Source organism: Pseudomonas nitroreducens, assembly GCF_024170165.1.
GTDB classification, from domain to species: domain Bacteria; phylum Pseudomonadota; class Gammaproteobacteria; order Pseudomonadales; family Pseudomonadaceae; genus Pseudomonas; species Pseudomonas nitroreducens_C.
This window is the reverse complement of the sequence record NZ_JALJXP010000013.1, coordinates 160724-178964: the sequence shown is the minus strand read 5'-3', so window position 1 is coordinate 178964 and position 18241 is coordinate 160724. Positions and strand designations below refer to the sequence as shown.

Annotated in this window: 14 protein-coding genes; 5 read left to right on the top strand and 9 right to left on the bottom strand. The window is 67.4% G+C overall.

From position 1 onward, the window contains the following. Nucleotides 1-21 precede the first annotated feature (21 nt). Nucleotides 22-930, top strand: coding sequence for a LysR substrate-binding domain-containing protein (locus tag J2T47_RS23755; RefSeq protein WP_253452447.1), 909 nt, complete (start codon nucleotides 22-24; stop codon nucleotides 928-930). Nucleotides 931-940: 10 nt separating this feature from the next. Here the strand turns inward: J2T47_RS23755 and J2T47_RS23750 are convergent, their stop codons facing one another. The 4 genes from J2T47_RS23750 to J2T47_RS23735 all read right to left on the bottom strand — a co-directional run bounded on the left by J2T47_RS23750 (nucleotide 941) and on the right by J2T47_RS23735 (nucleotide 4829). Beyond that, entirely contained in the window at nucleotides 941-2041 is a 1101-nt protein-coding gene (locus J2T47_RS23750; protein ID WP_253452444.1) for a M14 family metallopeptidase, read from the bottom strand. A 107-nt stretch (nucleotides 2042-2148) separates the two neighbouring features. Next, entirely contained in the window at nucleotides 2149-3042 is an 894-nt protein-coding gene (locus J2T47_RS23745) for a LysR family transcriptional regulator (RefSeq protein ID WP_253452441.1), read from the bottom strand. A gap of 99 nt (nucleotides 3043-3141) precedes the next feature. After that, nucleotides 3142-4521, bottom strand: a complete 1380-nt coding sequence (locus J2T47_RS23740) for an APC family permease (RefSeq protein WP_253452439.1) — start codon at nucleotides 4519-4521, stop codon at nucleotides 3142-3144. A gap of 137 nt (nucleotides 4522-4658) precedes the next feature. Continuing rightward, nucleotides 4659-4829 (bottom strand): hypothetical protein, encoded by a 171-nt coding sequence (locus tag J2T47_RS23735; RefSeq protein WP_253452436.1) that lies wholly within the window; start codon nucleotides 4827-4829, stop codon nucleotides 4659-4661. Nucleotides 4830-5241: 412 nt separating this feature from the next. On the opposite strand from J2T47_RS23735, the gene J2T47_RS23730 reads away from it, so the two are divergent. Continuing rightward, on the top strand, nucleotides 5242-6219 hold the full coding sequence (locus tag J2T47_RS23730) for an alpha/beta fold hydrolase (RefSeq protein ID WP_253452433.1): 978 nt from the start codon (nucleotides 5242-5244) through the stop codon (nucleotides 6217-6219). Nucleotides 6220-6270: 51 nt separating this feature from the next. Here J2T47_RS23730 and J2T47_RS23725 read toward each other — a convergent pair whose 3' ends face one another. From J2T47_RS23725 to J2T47_RS23710, 4 genes are all read right to left on the bottom strand, one after another. Next, a complete protein-coding gene (locus J2T47_RS23725) occupies nucleotides 6271-7020 on the bottom strand; it encodes an SDR family NAD(P)-dependent oxidoreductase (RefSeq protein WP_253452430.1) in 750 nt (249 codons plus the stop codon). Further along, the gene (locus J2T47_RS23720; protein ID WP_253452428.1) at nucleotides 7020-7442 is read right to left on the bottom strand and encodes a MerR family transcriptional regulator; all 423 of its coding nucleotides are present in this window, start codon (nucleotides 7440-7442) and stop codon (nucleotides 7020-7022) included. Before J2T47_RS23720 ends, J2T47_RS23725 begins: the two co-directional genes overlap by 1 nt. Nucleotides 7443-7512: 70 nt before the next feature. After that, entirely contained in the window at nucleotides 7513-13008 is a 5496-nt protein-coding gene (locus J2T47_RS23715; protein WP_253452425.1) for a trifunctional serine/threonine-protein kinase/ATP-binding protein/sensor histidine kinase, read from the bottom strand. A 69-nt stretch (nucleotides 13009-13077) separates the two neighbouring features. After that, nucleotides 13078-13740 carry a response regulator transcription factor gene (locus J2T47_RS23710; RefSeq protein WP_253452422.1) on the bottom strand — a complete coding sequence of 221 codons (663 nt, stop codon included), beginning with the start codon at nucleotides 13738-13740 and terminating at the stop codon, nucleotides 13078-13080. 261 nt (nucleotides 13741-14001) lie between these two features. Here J2T47_RS23710 and J2T47_RS23705 point away from each other — a divergent pair, with 261 nt between their 5' ends. Beyond that, nucleotides 14002-15015, top strand: a complete 1014-nt coding sequence (locus J2T47_RS23705; protein WP_253452419.1) for a GlxA family transcriptional regulator — start codon at nucleotides 14002-14004, stop codon at nucleotides 15013-15015. Nucleotides 15016-15030: 15 nt separating this feature from the next. On the opposite strand, the gene J2T47_RS23700 is transcribed toward J2T47_RS23705, so the two are convergent. Beyond that, nucleotides 15031-15966, bottom strand: coding sequence for a LysR family transcriptional regulator (locus tag J2T47_RS23700; protein WP_253452416.1), 936 nt, complete (start codon nucleotides 15964-15966; stop codon nucleotides 15031-15033). A 326-nt stretch (nucleotides 15967-16292) separates the two neighbouring features. On the opposite strand from J2T47_RS23700, the gene J2T47_RS23695 reads away from it, so the two are divergent. Both J2T47_RS23695 and J2T47_RS23690 read left to right on the top strand, forming a co-directional pair. Next, nucleotides 16293-16682 carry a response regulator transcription factor gene (locus J2T47_RS23695; RefSeq protein ID WP_253452413.1) on the top strand — a complete coding sequence of 130 codons (390 nt, stop codon included), beginning with the start codon at nucleotides 16293-16295 and terminating at the stop codon, nucleotides 16680-16682. A gap of 296 nt (nucleotides 16683-16978) precedes the next feature. Further along, the gene (locus J2T47_RS23690) at nucleotides 16979-18181 is read left to right on the top strand and encodes an NAD(P)/FAD-dependent oxidoreductase (RefSeq protein WP_253452410.1); all 1203 of its coding nucleotides are present in this window, start codon (nucleotides 16979-16981) and stop codon (nucleotides 18179-18181) included. Nucleotides 18182-18241: the final 60 nt, after the last annotated feature.

Here is an 18241-nt window from a genome sequence, read left to right as displayed (position 1 = left end):
TCGATCGCGGACGAGAGAACCATGGACAAACTGCTGCGCGTTCCCTCCCTGCAGGCACTGCAGGCCCTGGTGCAGGTCGCCGACTCCGGCAGCTTCACGGCCGCCGCGCAGCAGCTGCACCTGACCCAGAGCGCCATCAGCCGGCAGGTGCAACAGTTGGAGGAGTACTACCGCGTGCCGCTGTTCGACCGCACCAGCCGCAAGGTGGCGCTGACCGATGCCGGCCGCGAGGTGTACACGGTGGCCGAGGGCATGCTGCAGCAACTGCTGCGCCTGGAGGAACGCCTGGCTCCGCCCTCGGCGGAGCGGCCGTTCCGCATCCGCATCTTCGTCTCGCTGGCGGTGCGCTGGCTGCTGCCGCGCCTGAGCTCCTTCTACTCGCGGCACCCGGAACTGTGCCTGTCCATCGAGACGGTGGGCGGTGAGGTGGTGGACGATGGCGGCGACTGCGACGCCTATGTGCTCTACCTGCCCAGCGGAAGTGACCCGCAGGGCCGCACGCTGATGCCGCTGTACGACGAATACCTGATCCCGGTCTGCGCCCCGCGCCTGGACGATGGCCAGGAACCGCCGCGCTCGCTGGAGGAACTGGCGCGCCACCCGCTGATCCACGCCTCCAGCGGCGGCCTGGAATGGCCGCAGTGGCTGCGTGCGCAGCCCGCTCCGCCGCCCACGCCGTTCAAGCACATGCTCTTCAACCTCGACGACCTGGCGCTGGACGCCGCCACCCGCGGCCTGGGCGTGGCCATGACCGACCGCCTGCTGGCCCACGACGCCCTGCAGCGCGGCGACCTCATCGTGCCCTTCGGTGATGCGCTGAAAACCGGCGGCCGCTACGCCCTCTGGCTACGCGACAGCGGCGCCGCCCACCCGGCCTGCCGGCCGGTGCTCGACTGGTTCGAGGAACAGCGCAACCAGCTGGAAAGCTGACCGGCGGAACTCAGGCCAGCGGCGCCGGAATCTCGCTGCACAACCCGTCCACCGCGCGCCAGGCAGTATCCCGCGCGCGGGCCAGCACCGCGTTCTTCCACTCGTCCGTGTCGATGTAGAAGGCGTCGCGCAACTGCTGCTTGATCCGTTGCACCTTGGCCGCCGGCGCATCGGGCGTCCTGTGCAGCCACTGGTCCGCACGCAGCGCCTCGAGGACCTGCGGGCCGGGCACGGTGCCGAATTCCAGACTCATGGAGACCAGCAGCGCCTGCGGGCATTCCTCGAACGCCGCATGCACCAGCTTGCCGCTGAGCTTCACCGAGACGCTGTTGCCCTCCTCCGTCGAGCGCACTTCATCACCCCACCAGGCACGGGCGCGGACCAGCGCTTCGGGGCGCGGGTCGCCCGAGTAGATGTACTCGCCGTAGCCCGCCGGGCCGAGACCGGTGTGCACATCGATCCAGGCCATTTCGCGGCATTGCCGGCCATGCTGGCGCAGCACCTCGCGCACGGTGCGGTTGCTCCAGGTCGGCTGTGAGCCGGAGAAGAACAGACCATCGGGATGACTGGCCTGACCGGACGAGATCGCCTTCTGCAACTCCCAGCGGCCGTGGCGCAGCGCATAGCCGAGCAGCCGCAGGCGCCCCAGCGGGCTGGGCCAGCGACGGGGCGCGAGCACCGGGTCGAGCAGCGCGTAGCCGGGGTTCTGCGGCGCTGCCTGAGAGAAGTCACGGAAGTTGCGGTTGAGGTCGACGTTCTCCTGGGTCCAGCGGCGCCACCAGGAAAAGCCGTAGGGGTTGGCGGCGTGCAGGTAGAGCACCGCGCAGTCGTTGCGCCGCGCGTGCTCGCGCCATGCGGTGTCGGCCAGCAGCGCACTCTGCACGCCCGAACCGCAGAAGCCTTCGACGCCGTGGCAACCGCTGCTGATGATCAGCAGGCGCTTGGCATCCAGCGCTCCTTCACGGGCGATGTCCACCGCCAGCGTCTCGCCGTCGCGCCCGGTGAGCGGATGGACATGGGACTCCACCAGCAGGCCGGCGGCCGCACTGGCGTCGAGGAACTTGCTGCACGCCTGGGCGTAGCTCTGGGAGAAGTACGACGATGCAGTCATGGGGGCTCCGGCCGTTTCAGGTGACATTGGGCGGCCGGCAGGATGCATCAGCGCGAAAGCGCGGAGTAATGACCTCTACACATGAGCATTGAGACTGGTTATGCCGGTCACGCCGGTTCCGTACGGAAAGCGGCCACCATTTCCTCGGCCAGCAGCTGGGCTTCGCGGGTCATCAGTTGCTCCGGCCGGGTAACCAGCGAGATGTTCGCCACCGGCGTGGCCTCGGCGATCTGCAAGGGCTCCAGCACCTGGGCCACCATCGGCAGGCCGAGCATGCGCTGCGACCAGAAACTCACCGCATCGGTGTTGGCCGCCAGCTCCAGGTAGAGCAGCGACGAGGAGCATTCGGTGATGCGCTTGGGGGGCGCCACCTGGCGCTCGCGGAAGAACTGCCCGGCCAGGGCCACTTCCAGCGGGTCGGAAAGCAGCCATTCGAGGTCCAGCAGCTCGTGCAGCGATTGCGCCCCCGCCAGGGGATGGCCCTTGCGCACCGCCAGCGCCGAGGGCTGCGGTGCCAGCTCGCGCCAGACCTGCCCATCGCCCGCTTCCGCCTCGGGCTGGGTGGTCAGCACCAGGTCCAGCCGGCCTTCCTTCAACCCTTCGAACAGCTGCACCGAACGCAGCTCGAAGATCTGCAGTTGCACGTGGGGGTACAGCTCGCGGTAGCGCCGGAAGCAGTTGGCAAAGGCGCGATTGGGCGTCACCGGCGACACGCCGATGGCCACGCGGCCGGCCATCTCGCCCTTCAGGGTGTCGATCTCGTCGCGCGCGCGGCGCACTTCCTCGGTCACCAGGCGGGCCATGCTCACCAGCCGCTCGCCATAAGGCGTGACCGTCACGCCACGATTGGAGCGCACCAGCAGCGGCACGCCCAGCTCGCCTTCCAGCTCCTTCACGGCCTTGGACAGTGACGGCTGGGTGACATCGAGCAGGCGCGAGGCCTCCTGGATGCTGCCGCTCTCGGCGATGGTGCGCAGGGCGCGCAATTGATGCAGTTTCATGGCGAGATCCGGCCAGTTCCTCGAAGTCGCGCCACCTTAACCACTATCGGCCTTGCATGAAAGAAGCCGGGCAACGCCCGGCTTCGCGCAGAGCGCCGATCACTCCGCCATGTTCAGGTCCGGCAGCGGCTGCTGGAACATCCGCGTGGCGCTGGCCAGGCAGATGAAGCCCAGGCACATCCAGGCGAAACCGATCATGAAGGACATGCCCGACAGGCTCGACCACAGCCAGATGGTACTGAGGAAGCCCACCGCCGGCAGTGCGCCGTAGCGCAGGTAGTTGCCCTTGCCGGTGAGGCGCTCGTCGACCAGGTAGTGCTTGATCACCGCCAGGTTCACCGCGGAGAAGGCGAACAGCGCGCCGAAGCTGATCATGTTGGCAACGGTGTCCAGGGTGACGAACAGCGCGATCAGCGACAGCAGGCTGATCAGCATGATCGCCGTGGCCGGCACGCGCTTCTTCGTCACCAGCTTGCCGAACACGCGGGGCAGCGCACCGTCGCGGCCCATGGCGAACAGCACGCGGGAAACGCTGGCCTGGGACACCATCGCCGAGGCGAAGCAGCCGGCCACGTAGGTGGCGGTGAAGAAGGTCACCAGCCACTCGCCGCCGATACGCCGCAGTACGTCCAGCGACGCCGAGTCGGCATCGGTCAGCGCCTGCCACTCGGGGAACACCAGCTGGCCGAAATAGGCCATGACGATGAACAGCACGCCGCCGATCAGGGTCACCAGCATGATCGCCGCGGGAATCTGCCGGCGCGGTTCGGGAGTCTCCTCAGCCATGGTCGACACGGCGTCGAAGCCGAGGAACGACAGGCACAGCACTGCCGCGCCGGACATCACCAGCGGCAGGCTGAAGTGTTCGTCATAGAACGGCTGGACCAGCGGCACCGGCTCGGCCTGAGCGCCCAGGTGGCTCAGCGACAGCGCGATGAACACCACCACGAAGACCATCTGCGCGACGATCAGCACCCAGTTGACGCGGGTGATGGACTCGATGCCGACGAGGTTGAGCAGGGTCACCAGCACGATGGAGCCGAGGATCCACACCGACAGCGGCACCGAGGGGAAATAGTCGACCATGTAGATGCCGATCAGCAGGTAGCTCAGCAGCGGCAGGAAGATGTAGTCCAGCAGCAGCGTCCAGCCCGCCAGGAAGCCGAATGCCGCGCCGAAGGTCTTGCGCGTGTAGCTGTAGACCGAGCCCGAATACGGGTGTGCCTGCACCATGCGCCCATAGCTGTAGGCGGTCAGCAACATGGCCGCCAGGGTGAAGAGATAGGCCGCAGGCAGGTGGCCCTTGCTCATGCGGGTGACCAGGCCGTAGGTGGTGAACACCGCCAGCGGCACCATGTAGGCCAGGCCGAACAGCACCAGCGCCGGGATGCCCAGCGATTTGCGGAAGGACCGTGCAGACGGTTCGTGAGGTTGATGGGCAGGCAAGGAGGTATCGGTAGCGCTTGTTGTTTTTTTCATGGCTGACTCATGGACGGCGAGCGACGGGCGCTCGTTGGACAGGAACGGCGTGATGCCGGTCGAGGCTTCCTGCGCAGCGGTCGGACGCCCGGCGATATAAGCCGGACGAAGCCTTGGGCAGCCGCTGCGGGAGGGATTCAGCGGCGGTCGTTCGGGCCTGCCCGGCGCGATTGCGCGGCCAGGCAAAGCGGCAAGCGTTGCGCCCAATGCGCAGCCTCCCGCGCGGCAAATCCGGAGTCGCCGTTCACTGCGTCATCGATGAAAGTCTGCGCTGCAGAACACTGCCGCCACTCGTTGAACGCTTGCACCTGGACACTCCTGCTGGCCGCCTCGAAGGACGTTGTTGTTGGAATGGGGGCGCATGGTGCTTGAGCTCGTCGCCGAGGAAAATTAGTAAAAATATCTTCGAGCCCAATGAAAAAAATGGCCGTGCGGAACGCACCCGACGACCCGATCAGCTGTCGCGCGAGATTGCCTCACCCCCTGTCGCCACCTCTCGAAACAGGCGCTCGGATCGGTTCCGACACACTCCGGTGCAGTCCCGCGAAACCTAAGTATGGTGGTGCGATACCCATGGACGATGGTGAGGGTCCCCGGCCAGCGAATAGGGTTTGTCTACCGGCAATCCGGCCTTCGCAACGACCGCCAGGTCGCTTCGAGGGCCGCATCGGACCGGCCCCCATTCGCCGCGCGAGCGGTCCCCTGACGAGAGCTTTCACCATGACCGACGAGACCCAAGGAACCACCCGCCGCGCCCTGATGAGCGCCGGTGTAGCCGCCGCCACCCTGGCGGTGGCCGTCCCGATGCTGGCAAGCCAGGCGAGCGCTGCCCAGGCCCCGGCCGCAACAGGTGCACGGCGCAAGGAGCAAGGCTCGGGCTACCTCACCCTGCGCGACGGCACCGAGCTGTTCTACAAGGACTGGGGCAGCGGGCAACCCATCGTGTTCCACCACGGCTGGCCGCTCTCGGGGGATGACTGGGACAACCAGATGCTGTTCTTCCTCGCCAGGGGCTACCGCGTGATCGCCCATGACCGCCGCGGCCACGGTCGCTCCACGCAGACCGACAAAGGCAACGACATGGACACCTATGCCGCCGACCTTGCGGAGCTGGCTGCGCACCTGGACCTGAAGAACGCCGTGCACATCGGCCACTCCACCGGCGGTGGCGAGGTCGCCCGCTATGTTGCGCGCCATGGTGCTGGCCGCGTCGCCAAGGCGGTACTGATCGGCGCGGTACCGCCGCTCATGCTGCAAACCGCGAAGAACCCCGGTGGCCTGCCGCTGAAAGTGTTCGACGGCTTCCGCGATGCGCTCGCCGCCAGCCGTTCGAACTTCTACCGCGACGTCGCGGCGGGCCCCTTCTACGGCTTCAACCGGCCGGGCGCCAAGGTCTCCGAAGCGGTGATCGACAACTGGTGGCGTCAGGGCATGAACGGTGGCGCCAAGGCCCACTACGACTGCATCAAGGCCTTCTCGGAAACCGACTTCACCGAGGATCTGAAGCAGATCTCCGTGCCGACCCTGGTGCTGCACGGGGAAGACGACCAGATCGTCCCCATCGACGACTCCGCGCGCCTGTCCATCAAGCTGCTGCGCCACGGTACGCTGAAGACCTATCCCGGCCTGCCCCATGGCATGTGCACGACCCACGCCGACACCATCAACGCGGACCTGCTGGCCTTCATCAAGGGCTGACGCCGCTGCAAGCGAAAGCCCCGGGGCACAGTGCCCTGGGGCTTTTTCCGTTCAGAGCTGCGACAACCCGCCATCGACGCACAGGTCGACGCCGGTGATGAAGCTGCTGTCGTCCGAAGCGAGGAACAGCAAAGCATTCGCCAATTCTTCCGGGCGACCGAGCCGACCCAGCGGAATCAACCCTGCCAGCTGCTTTTCGAACGCTCCGAACTGCGCCTCACCAATGCCCATCTTGCCGATGATCGGGGTCAGCACCGGGCCGGGGCTCAGGCAATTGACGCGGATGTTGCGGCCCTTGAGTTCCGCCGCCCAGCTGCGGGCGAAGGAGCGCACCGCCGCCTTGGTCGCCGCATAGACCACGTGGGCCTCCAGCGCCTTCAGGTGGGCGATGGACGACACCAGCACGATGGAGCCGCCGTCACGCAGCAACGGCAACGCTTTCTGGATGGTGTAGAAGACGCCCTTGACGTTGATGTCGAATTGTTCGTCGAACTGTTCTTCATCGACCTGATCACCCGGTGCCGGGCGGATCACGCCGGCATTGGCGACCAGCACGTCGAGGCGGCCGAAGCGTTCGCCGATCTGCCGGTACAGGGCGTCCAGGTCCTCCAGTCGACTGGCGTCGGCACGAATGCCAACGGCGTTGTCACCGATCAACCCGACCGCCTCCTCCAGCGCGTCCGGGCGGCGCCCGGTGATGACCACCTCGGCGCCTTCCTGGGCGAATCGTTGCGCGGTGGCCAGGCCGATACCGCTGTTGCCGCCCGTGACCAGGGCAACCTTGTTGCTTAGCTTTCCCATCATCTCTCCAACGTGGCTTGTGCATGAGCTCGTTCGGGAGGTCGCAAATCGGGAGCACGCAGCAGGCCGTCCTGCAGCGGCAGATAGCGTTCGATCTTTTCCGCCAGACGTTCGCGGCGCTCGGCCAGCTGCGCCTGCAGCGCATCCAGGGCCACCAGCTTTTCCAGGTGCTGCTGCAGGCAGGCGAGGAAGCCTTCGCTGTCCTCTTCCTCCTCCAGATACTGCAGCAGGCCGTGGATCTGCCGGGTGCTGAAGCCGCATTCGAGCAGCTCGCGAACCCAGAGCACACGTTGCACCATGGCCGCGGCGTAGTCGCGATAGCCATTGTCCAGGCGCACCGATTCGATCAGCTGCCGCGACTCGTAATGGCGCAGCGCACGTGTACTGACGCCGGCGCGCAAGGCCAGCTCTCCGATTTGCATATCGACCTCCGATGGGAGAACTCTGGGGGCTTGACGCTAGTGTCAAGGTCAAGCCCCCCTTGTGCTTTTTTCAGGTGCTCGGCACGGGATGCGCCGGCAAGGTGAACTGCACCACCGCGCCGCGTGGCGGGTTGGCGCTGGCCCAGAGGCGACCGCCATGGCTGTCGATGATCGAGCGGCAGATCGACAGGCCCATGCCCATGCCGGTGGCCTTGGTGGTGTAGAACGGCGCGAAGAGCAGGTCGGCATTGTCCTCGGCGAAACCTGGCCCGCTGTCGCACACGCGCACCCGCACGCCACCTTCCTCGGGCTCGGAGCAGACCAGCAGGTGGCGCTCACCGGCAGGCACGCCGCCCATGGCCTCCAGGGCATTGATGATCAGGTTGAGCATCACCTGCTGCAACTCGACGCGATCGCCCTCCACTTCCGGCAAGCCGTCGGCCAGTTCGATGCGCACCACAGCGCCATACTTGGCTACTTCGCCACGGGTGAACTCGACCATCTCCCGCAGCGCCGCGCTGACGTCCACGGGCTGTTTCTGCGGCGGGGTCTTGCGGATCAGCTGGCGGATGCGCCCCAGCACCTCGGCGGCACGGTTGGCATCCTTGATGATGCGCCCCAGCACCTGGCTGACCTCGCCCAGCTCCGGCGGCTGCGCCCCCAGCCAGCGCAAGGCGGCATTGGCGTTGGTCACGGTGGCGGCGATCGGCTGGTTCACCTCGTGGGCGATGGACGCTGCCAGTTGCCCCATGGTCGCCACGCGGTTGGCGTGGGCCAGTTCCGTCTGCACCTCGCGGTAACGACGCTCGCCCTCGCGCACCCGCTCCTCGGCCTGCTTGCGCTCGGTGAGATCGAGCACGAAGGCCACCCCTTCCTGCAGGCTCGCCTCGAAGGCCGCCAGGCCGACGATCACCGGCACCCGGCTGCCATCCTTGCGGATGTACTCCTTCTCGAAGGGCTGCGCATGCCCGGTACGAATGGCGGTGGCCAGATGCGCCTGGCTCAGTGCCAGGGATTCGGGCGGAGTCATGTCGTGCCAGCGCACGCGCCCGGACAGCAGGTCGTCGCGCTCGTAGCCGACCATGCGCAGGAAGGCGTCGTTGGCCTCGGCGATCTCGCCGCCCGCACTCCAGACGATGATGCCGATGATGTTGGCGTCCACCAGCCGGCGGATCTTCGCCTCGCGCTCGGCGGCATCGCGGTACAGGCGCGCGTTCTCCAGGGAGATCGCCGCCTGCGAGGCCAGCAGCCGCAGCACGGCGATCCGCGCCGGGCTGAACACGCCGGCCGAGAGGTTGTTCTCCAGGTACAGCGCGCCGGTGAGCTTGGCCTGGTTCATCAGCGGCATGCAGAGGATCGAACGTGCGCCGTGCTGGCGGACATAGGGGTCGGTGGTGAACGCCGGGTCGGCCAGGGCGTCTTCCAGGCACAGGCTCTCGCCGGTGCGCAGCACCTGGTAGAGCACCGTTTCCGCCAGCGCCGCCGCGCTGATCGGTTCATTGCACAACAGCATCGCGCCGTCGCCGACAGTCGCCAGCGCCGCTATGCGCGGCTCGCCCGCCTCGGCGAGGACCAGCACGCCGCGCTCGGCGCCGGCCTGCTCGATGGCGGTGCGCATCACCATGTCGATCAGCTTCTCCAGGACGATCTCCCCCGAGGCGGCCTGGGACACCTTGAGCACCGTGGCCAGATCCAGATGCTCCACCGGGGTGGCAATGGTCGCGGTCGGCCCGGGCGCGGGCTCCTCGTTGCGCAGGTAGCGATGGCGCCCCTCAAGCTGACGCACCTTGCCGTCGGCGCCCCAGCGCAGGTAGCCGTAACGCGCGTCCTGCAGGTAGACGCGGGCGATCTTGGCCAGACCGCGCGCGCCGTAGAAGCGTCCCGCCAGCTCGTTGGCCAGCGCCTCGATCTGCACGAAACCGTTGTCCTGCGCCTGGCGGATGGCCTCTTCGTAAAGCAGCTCGGCATCGACCAACCGCCCTTCGACGCGGGCGATTTCCGCGCCCACCAGCGCCACCCGGCAGGCAAAGGATTCGGCGCACTGCTGCGCCCACTCCTGCAACTTCGCGTGATGGCCGGCCAGCTCCCGCAGAAGGCCGGGCTGCTCGCCGACGCCGATGGCATCGAAGCTGGCTGCCAGGGTCAGTGCCGCATGGAAGTGGTACTCGGCCTCCTCGGTGAAGGACTCCACCACCCACAACAGCGCCTTCGCCTGCGTCACGCACTGCATGGCCGCGGCGTAATCGCCCGCCATGCAGCGTGCCTGCAGCTTGCGCGTCCAGTACTTGGCCGCTGCCAGCGCCAGGCCCGGCGTGCTGTCCAGGTGCGCTTCGAAACGCGCCTCGTCGAACAGCTCATCATCGAAACTGCCGAAGGTCGGGGTCTGCCCGCGCAGCGTGCGGATCAGCGCCAACTGCGTGCTGATGAAATCCACCACCAGGCCGAAACGCACCTTCTGCGCATAGGCCAGGCCCTGCCCGGCTTCTTCGTGCACCTGCGCCAGCGGCTCGCCGAGGAACAATACATCGGCGATATGGCCGTTGCCGGCATAGGCGGCGTAAGCCAGGTCGCCGACCCGATTGGCCGCGACGAAAGCACGGCGCAGCAGCTCCCGGCACTCGCGCACCGGGCGCATCCAGCGCGCCACGAACATCGAGAAGCACAGGTAGGTGCGCGCCTCATGGCGATTCAGCCCGCGCCGGTCGACCAGATCGCAGCCCAGGCGACCGAAGCGGTAGCCGGCTTCGTAGTCACCGAAGCGGCGGCCGGCGACGCGCCCGACGTTCGCATAAAGCATGCAGGAAGCGTCGCAGTTGCCGCGCTCCAGACTCAGGCTGACGGCCTTGCAGATGGTCAGGCTGGCCAGGTTGGCGTCGCTCTGCAGGGCCGGGGCGAACAGCTTGCCGAGGGCATCGAGGGTCGCCAGGGTGGCGGCGTCTTCCATCAGCGGCAGGTCGATCAACTGCTCGATGCTGCGCTCGCCCAGCTGCGTCCAGATCTGCTGGTATTCCTCGCGCACCTGATCGTCGTCGGGGTGCGCCGACCAGTGGATGCCGACCGCCTCCAGGTAGGCCAGGCACACGGCGACCGCCCTGTCGCTGCGGTCCTGCAGCAGGCACACGTCCATCTGCAGGCAGGCCACCGCCGCTTGCTCCAGCGTGGTAGCGGCACGCGGCGTCAGCGCGGTGAGGCGCTCGTCGGCCTGTACCAGCTGGCCGGTGAGGAATTCGCACTCGGCGCGGTTGAGTTCCAGGCCGAAGCACAGGTCGTGGCGACGTTGCCAGCAATCGTCGTCGAGCAATTCCATACCGGCGCGCAGATAGGCCAGCGCCGAGCTGTAGGCGCTGGAGGCCTTGGCGCGCTGCCCGGCCAACAGGTTGTACTCGGCCAGCTGTTCGCGCTCGGCGCGGGCCTCGATCAGCCGGGCGCCGCGGTTGAGCTGGCCGACGATCTCGAAGATCGCCTCTTCACGCCGTTCCGCCGGCGTCTGCTCGGCGAGCAGGCGACCAATGCGCAGGTGCGCCTCGGCACGGGCCGTTTCGGCGATCAACGAGTACGCCGCTTCATGGATGCGGTCATGGGCGAAAGCGCAGGCGCCTTCCAGACGTTCCAGCAGCTCCTGGCGCACTGCCGACCAGAGTATCGAATGCACCTTCGCCGGCGGCAGGTCGAGCACGGTCGCCAGGGTATCGATCTGCGCGGTGTTGCCCAGGCAGGCCAGCTGCTGCAGCGCCTGGCGGGTTTCCAGCGGCAGCCGCGCGAGCTTGCCGACCATGAGGTCGACGACGTTGTCGGTAAAACCCTTGGCGTGGATGCGCTCCGGCTCCCAGCGCCAGCGCCGCGCCTCGTGGTCGTAGGTCAGCAGCTCCTCCTCGGCCAGCGCCTGGAGGAACTGGATGACGAAGAACGGGTTGCCGGCGGTCTTGTCCTGCACCAGCCGGGCCAGCGCCACGATGCTCGGCGGCGGACAGCGCAGGGCCTCGGCGATCAGCTGCTCGATGTGCGCGCGGGCCAGCGGCGCCAGGCGGATCTCGTCGATGCGCACGCCGGCCTGGCGGATGGCCTGCAGCTTGCGCGTCAGCGGATGGCTGGCATCCACTTCGTTGTCGCGGTAGGCGCCCACCAGCATCAGGTGGCGCAGCTCCGAATGGGTGAGCAGGTCTTCGAGCAGGTCGAGGGTCGCCGCATCCAGCCATTGCAGGTCGTCGAGGAACAGCGCCAGCGGGTGATCGGCGCGGGCGAACACCCCGATGAAGCGACGGAATACCAGCAGGAAGCGACGCTGCGCCTGCTGCGGCTCCAGCTCGGGTACCGGCGGCGGGTCGCCGATGATCAGCCGCAACTCGGGAATCAGGTCGGTGATCAGCCGGGCATTGGGCTCCAGCGCTTCCAGCAGCGCGCTGCGCCAGCCCTCCAGCACGTCACCGCTCTTGCCCAGCAGCGTGCGCACCAGCCCCTGGAAGGCCTGCACCAGCGTCGAGTAGGGAATGTCGCGCTTGTACTGGTCGAACTTCCCGGAAGCGAACAACCCGCGCGGCGGCACCAGCACCTTGTGCAGTTCGTTGACCACCGAGGACTTGCCGATCCCGGAATAGCCCGACACCAGCACCAGCTCCGGCGTGCTGCTGGCGACGATGCGCGCGAAGGCCTCGACCAGCACCTCCACCTCACGCTCACGGCCATAGAGCTTCTCGGGTACCAGCAGGCGGTCGGGCGTGCCCTGCTCGTCCAGGCTGAAGGCTTCGATGCTCCCCTGCCGTTGCCAGTCGTCCAGGCAGCGGCGCAGGTCGTGCTCGACACCGGCGGCACTCTGGTAGCGCTCCTCGGCGGTCTTCGCCAGCAGCTTGAGGACGATCTGCGAGAGCATCGGTGGCACGCCGGCAACCCGTTCGCCGGGCGGCGTCGGCTTGCGCGCGATGTGGCAGTGCACCCATTCCATCGGATCGCTGGCGGTGAACGGGAGCGTGCCGGTGAGCATCTGGTAGACGACCACGCCAAAGGCATAGAGGTCGCTGCGCGAGTCGATGGAACGGTTCATCCGCCCGGTCTGTTCCGGCGCCATGTACGCCAACGTGCCGGCAATGGTCTCCGGCGGTTCGGGCGCCTGGCGCTCGCGCGGCAGCCGCGAAGCGAGGCCGAAGCCGGTCAGGCGCGCCTGGCCATCGCTGCAGTTGACCTGGATGTGGTTGGGCTTGAGGTCCTTGTGCACCAGGCCGCGCTGGTGCAGGTGGCGCAGCGCCACGGCGATGTCCACGGCCAGGCGCAGGCAGGTGCCGGTTTCCAGCGGTTGACGCAGCAGGCGTGACAGCGGCTCGCCGCCGGGATCGTCGAGCAGCAGGCGGGTCTTGCCGCCTTCGCGGTGCAAGGCATGCGGGCGCAGCGCCCAGGCGCTGTGCAGTTCATCGCGCAGGCTGTATTCGTGGGCCAGCCGTTCCAGCGTGGCGGGCAACGGATGTTCGGCGGCCGGGCGCACCAGCAGCACGCTGGCGCCGCCATCGCCGGATGGGCGGGCGCGGCAGAACACCCGCTCGCCGTCGTCCCACAGGATCTTCTGTTTGCTGGCCATCGGCTCGGCAACCTCTGAAGGGGTTTCTGCTGCCCCCCAGTGGCGGTCAGCGACTGTCTTGCAATCGGTTCAGGTCGTGCGCTGCAACGGCTCGACGCCCAGGGCCTCGGCCATGCGCACCAGATCGGCGACGGAGCGCGCGGCCAGCTTCTTCATCACCTGGCCGCGGTGCACCTTGACGGTCACTTCGCTGAGGTTGAGCTCGGCGGCGATCTGCTTGTTCATCAACCCCGCGACGACGAAGCGCAGCACTTCGCGCTCGCGCAGGGTCAGCGCCTCGAACGCCTGGCGCAGCGCCGCGCCGGACTGCTCGGCCAGCAACCGCTCGCCATCGCGGGCCAGGGCGCTGGCCACCGCGTCGAGCATGTCCTGGTCGCGGAAGGGCTTGGCGAGGAAGTCCACCGCGCCGGCCTTCATGGCCTTCACCGTCATGGCGATATCGCCATGGCCGGTCATGAACACGATGGGCATGCGCACCCCGCTCCTCTCCATCTGCTCCTGGAAGGCCAGGCCGCTCTCGCCGCGCAGGCGCACGTCGAGAACCAGGCAACTGGGAACCTCACGCCGGGCAAACGAAAGAAAACCCTGGGTGGAATCGAAGGTCTGCACCTGCAGGCCGATGGAGCGCAGCAGGCCATCGAGGGCGAGGCGCATGGACTCGTCGTCATCGACCACATAGACCACCGGCTCCTTCGGGCCTTGCGGCGGATTGGAATGCGCCGACGAGCTCATCTTGCCTCCTTGGGGGACCGCGACACTCGCGGTGTGCAGGTCAAAAAATCTAGTCCATGATGGGACCCGCGGCAAAATGCCAGCCCAATGGTCATGAGGGCCGGACCGGCGCCTGCGGATGTCGGTCATGGCGCGCGCCATGACGCTGCTGCGAGCAAGGCTAGCCTGGCGCAGCGAAGCGCCGCCAGGCCATAAACCCCTGAATATCGGCCACACCTCCGGTCCACTTTCGACCGGCCACCCGAACAGGCAGAACCCCCGATGGCAAGCGCCTCTGCTCCCCCCTACCCGCTCCCGGCGACAACGCCGATCACCGTCGTCTTCGTCGCCTACCCGCAGATGGGCCTGCTCGACCTGAGCGGCGCCCAGACCGTGTTCTGGGCTGCCAGCAAGGCCCTGGCCCAGCGCGGCCTGCCCGGCTACCGACTGCTGACGGCAAGCCTGCGCGGCGGGCTGGTGAGCACCGTCGAAGGACTGTCGGTGGATACCAGCATGCTGGCTGAACTCGATCTGGCCGAAGTCGATACCCTGGTTGTCCCGGGCGCCCCGGACATCGGCGAAACCCTCGACAGCCACGGCGAACTGGCCGCCTGGCTGAACCGCGCCGCACCCGGAGTGCGCCGCGTTGCATCGGTCTGCAGCGGTGCCTTCCTGCTGGCCAAGGCCGGGCTGCTCGACGGCCGCCGCGCCGCGACCCACTGGGCCCTGTGCGACACCCTGCAGCAGCGCTTCCCAGCCCTGGAGGTGGACGCCGATGCGATCTTCATCCAGCAGGGCGCTGTCTGGACTTCGGCGGGGGTCACCGCCGGCATCGATCTGGCACTGGCGCTGGTGGAAGCCGACTGCGGCCGCGAGGTCAGCATGCAGGCGGCACGCGAGCTGGTGGTCTACCTCAAGCGCCCCGGCGGGCAGGCGCAGTACAGCACCCTGCTGCAATTGCAGACCCAGGACAGCCCGGCCTTCGACGAGCTGCACCTCTGGCTGGCGGAGAACCTGGGCGATGCGGAGCTCACCGTGGAACGCCTGGCCGAGCAGGCGAGGATGAGCCTGCGCAACTTCTCCCGCGTGTACAAGGAGCGCACCGGGCGCACGCCGGCCAAGGCCATCGAGCTGTTCCGCCTGGAGGCGGCGAAACGCCTGCTGGAAAACTCCTCGCGCAACATCGAGCAGATCGCCCGCGCCTGCGGTTTCGCCGACGAGGAGCGGCTGCGCAGCACCTTCCAGCGCCATCTGTCGATCTCCCCGCGGGACTACCGCAGCCGCTTCAGCCGCTGAGTCCTGCTGTCGCGCTCAGGCCACGGCCAGCGCCAGCGAACGCTCCGGCTGCAGTTCCAGGTGGCGGGCAAAGCAGCCACGCAGCCAGCGTTCACGCGGGTCGGCATGGCTGGTGCCGCGCCAGGCCATGGACAGGTCCGGGCTCGACAACGGCAGCGGTGCGTATTCGGCGCGCAGGCCTTCCACCCGCGCCATCGCCTGGGCCACGTAGTCGGGCACGACGGCCAGCATGTCGCTGCCGGCCAGCAACGCCGGCAAGGCGCTGAACTGCGGCACTGCCAGCACCACCCGGCGCTGCCGGTCATGGCGCGCCAGCGCGCGGTCGACGTCGTCGGTCACCTTGCCCAGGGCGGATACCGCCACATGGGGCCGCCGGCAGAACTCCTCGAGGCTCACCGGCCCGGCCGCCGAGTCCGCGCGCAGCAACATCGGCTGCACCGGGCGCAGGCTGCGGCAGTGGGCGCTGGCCGGCAGCTCCTGGGCCTGGCCGATGCCCAGGGAGATGTCCCCGGCGACCAGCAGTTGCGGCAGTTGCCAGGCATCGACCCGGCGCACCACCAGGGTGATGTTCGGCGCCTCGGCACGAAGCTGTTGCATCAGCCGCGGCAGCAACGCGTATTCGACTTCGTCGCACAGCCCGACGTGGAAGGTTTCTTCGCTGGTGCGTGGGTCGAACTCCCGCGCGCAGCTCAGCGCCAGGGCGATGCCCTCCAGGGCTGGCCCCAGGCGCACGTGGATTTCCTCGGCCCGCGCGGTGGGCTCCATCGCCCTCCCGCTGCGGATGAACAGCGGGTCGTCGAACATCGTCCGCAGGCGATTCAGCGCACTGCTCACGGTGGTCTGGCAGAGGAACAGGCGTTCGCCCGCCCGGGTCACGTTGCGCTCGCGCATCATGGTTTCGAAGACCACCAGCAAGTTGATGTCGGCATGTCGCAGGTCATTTCTGTTCATGGTTTCGCCCGCCTGGTGAAGTTGCATCCGAACAGCCTTTCGCTGGGCCCGCTCACTTCTCCAGGCTTGCGATGTGATTGCAGAGTATTCAGGCGAAACCTTCGAGTCAGTTGTACATGGGTGCAATATCGCCACCCGTTGGTTATCCGAACCGATACCTGGGTATTGTTCCGGCAAACTTGTCGACGTCAATATCGTCGAGATCAGACTGCGCGCCGGAATATCCATACTCAGGTGTTGCCCGACTATACCTAGGTATACTTCTCCGACTTGTTCGACGGCGTATCTTGCAAGTACGGCAGGCGCCGCCACGAGCGCCCCACTGGATGCAAAAGACGCAAATGCGCAACAAGGCTGTCATTGCAGTAGTCGACGACGATGAATCCCTTCGCACCGCGCTGGAGAGCCTGCTGCGCGCCACTGGCTACCTGGCGCGCACCTACGGCGGGGGCCGCGAGTTCCTCGACTCGGACGGCCCGCAGCTGGCCAGCTGCCTGATCTCCGATATCCAGATGCCGGGCATGTGCGGCGTGGAGCTCTACGAAGCGCTGCGCGCACAGGGCCTGGACCTGCCGGTGATCTTCATGACCGCCTACCCCGGCGAAAAGCCGCGCATCAGCACCGCCATGCCCGGCGTCATCGCCTGCCTGCCCAAGCCGTTCGAAGCCGACCAGTTGCTGAACTGCATCGAGACCGCGCTGCTGCCCGACTGCTGAACTCCCGAATTCCCCGCCAGGTTACCGCCAGCTTCTTCTGCGCGATAAGTCACTGCTCGAAAAAGTACTGCGCGCGAGCTCTTCCGATACCTTCGTATAGTTCTCTTCCACACATGCGTAATTCCCGCACACCGATGTAGAAGTGCGCCCGGAAGTTCTCCTCTCTAGCATGGATTCACAGCGGACGACTGCAGACAGAACAACGCGAACCGCAGTTTGCGAAACCCCGTCAGCGTCACGCCGAACTTGAAGAAGTTACTTCAAGGCAATTCATCCATTCGAGTCAGGAGCACATGATGAAACAGCAACTTCTGGTTATTGGCGCGGGCTTCGGTGGACTGTGGAGCGCCCTGAGCGCCGCCCGCCTGCTGGACATGCACGGCCGCAACGATGTGGAGATCACCCTGCTGGCACCGCAGGCGGAACTGCGCATCCGCCCGCGTTTCTACGAACCCGATGTGCACAGCATGTTCGCACCGCTGACCGAGCTGTTCGATGCCGTGGGCGTGCGCTTCGTCAAGGGCACCGCGCAGAGCATCGACGAGCAGGCCCGCAAGGTCGGCTACCGTGACGAAACCGGCCGCGCCGGCGAGCTGAGCTACGACCGCCTGGTGCTGGCCAGCGGCAGCCAGCTGTCCCGCCCGCCGGTGCCGGGCCTGAAGGAGCACGCCTTCGACGTCGACCAGATCGAATCGGCAGCGCATCTGGAAAGCCACCTGATGTCGCTGCGCAACCAGCCGGCCAGCCGCGCACGCAACACCGTGGTGATCGCCGGCGGCGGCTTCACCGGTATCGAGACCGGCACCGAAATGCCGGCTCGCCTGCGAGCGGTGCTGGGTGAGGACCAGGACGTACGCGTGGTCATCGTCGACCGCGGCGAGCGTATCGGTGCGGTGATGGGCGATGGCATCCGTCCGTCGATCATCGAGGCCTCCGACAGCCTGGGTATCGAGTGGATCACCGGCGCCACGGTCGCTGCCGTGGACGCCAACGGCGTGACCCTCGCCGACGGCCGCCACATCGAGAGCCACACCGTGATCTGGACCGTGGGCTTCCGCGCCAGCCCGCTGACCGAACAGCTGACCGCCCAGCGCGATGGCCAGGGCCGCCTGCACGTGGACGGCAATCTCAAGGTGCAAGGCCTGCAGAACGTCTTCGCCGCTGGCGACGTGGCCTACGCCGCCACCGACGACATCGGCAACTTCGCCGCGATGTCCTGCCAGCACGCCATCAGCCTGGGGCGCCATGCCGGCAACAACGCCGCCGCCGACCTGCTGGGCGTTGCCCCGACCCAGTACCGTCAGCCCAAGTACGTCACCTGCCTCGACCTGGGCGCCTGGGGCGCCGTGTACACCGAGGGCTGGGACCGCCAGCTGAAGCTGGTGAAGGCCGAAGCCAAGGAACTCAAGACGCAGATCAACACCCTGTGGATCTACCCGCCGGCTGCCGACCGTCGCACCGCCCTGGCCGCCGCCGACCCGCTGATCCCGGTGGCCTGATCGCCGCTCTGCCCGCACTCCCTCACGCTGAGGGAGTGCCATTCGCCTGATGGACTCGAC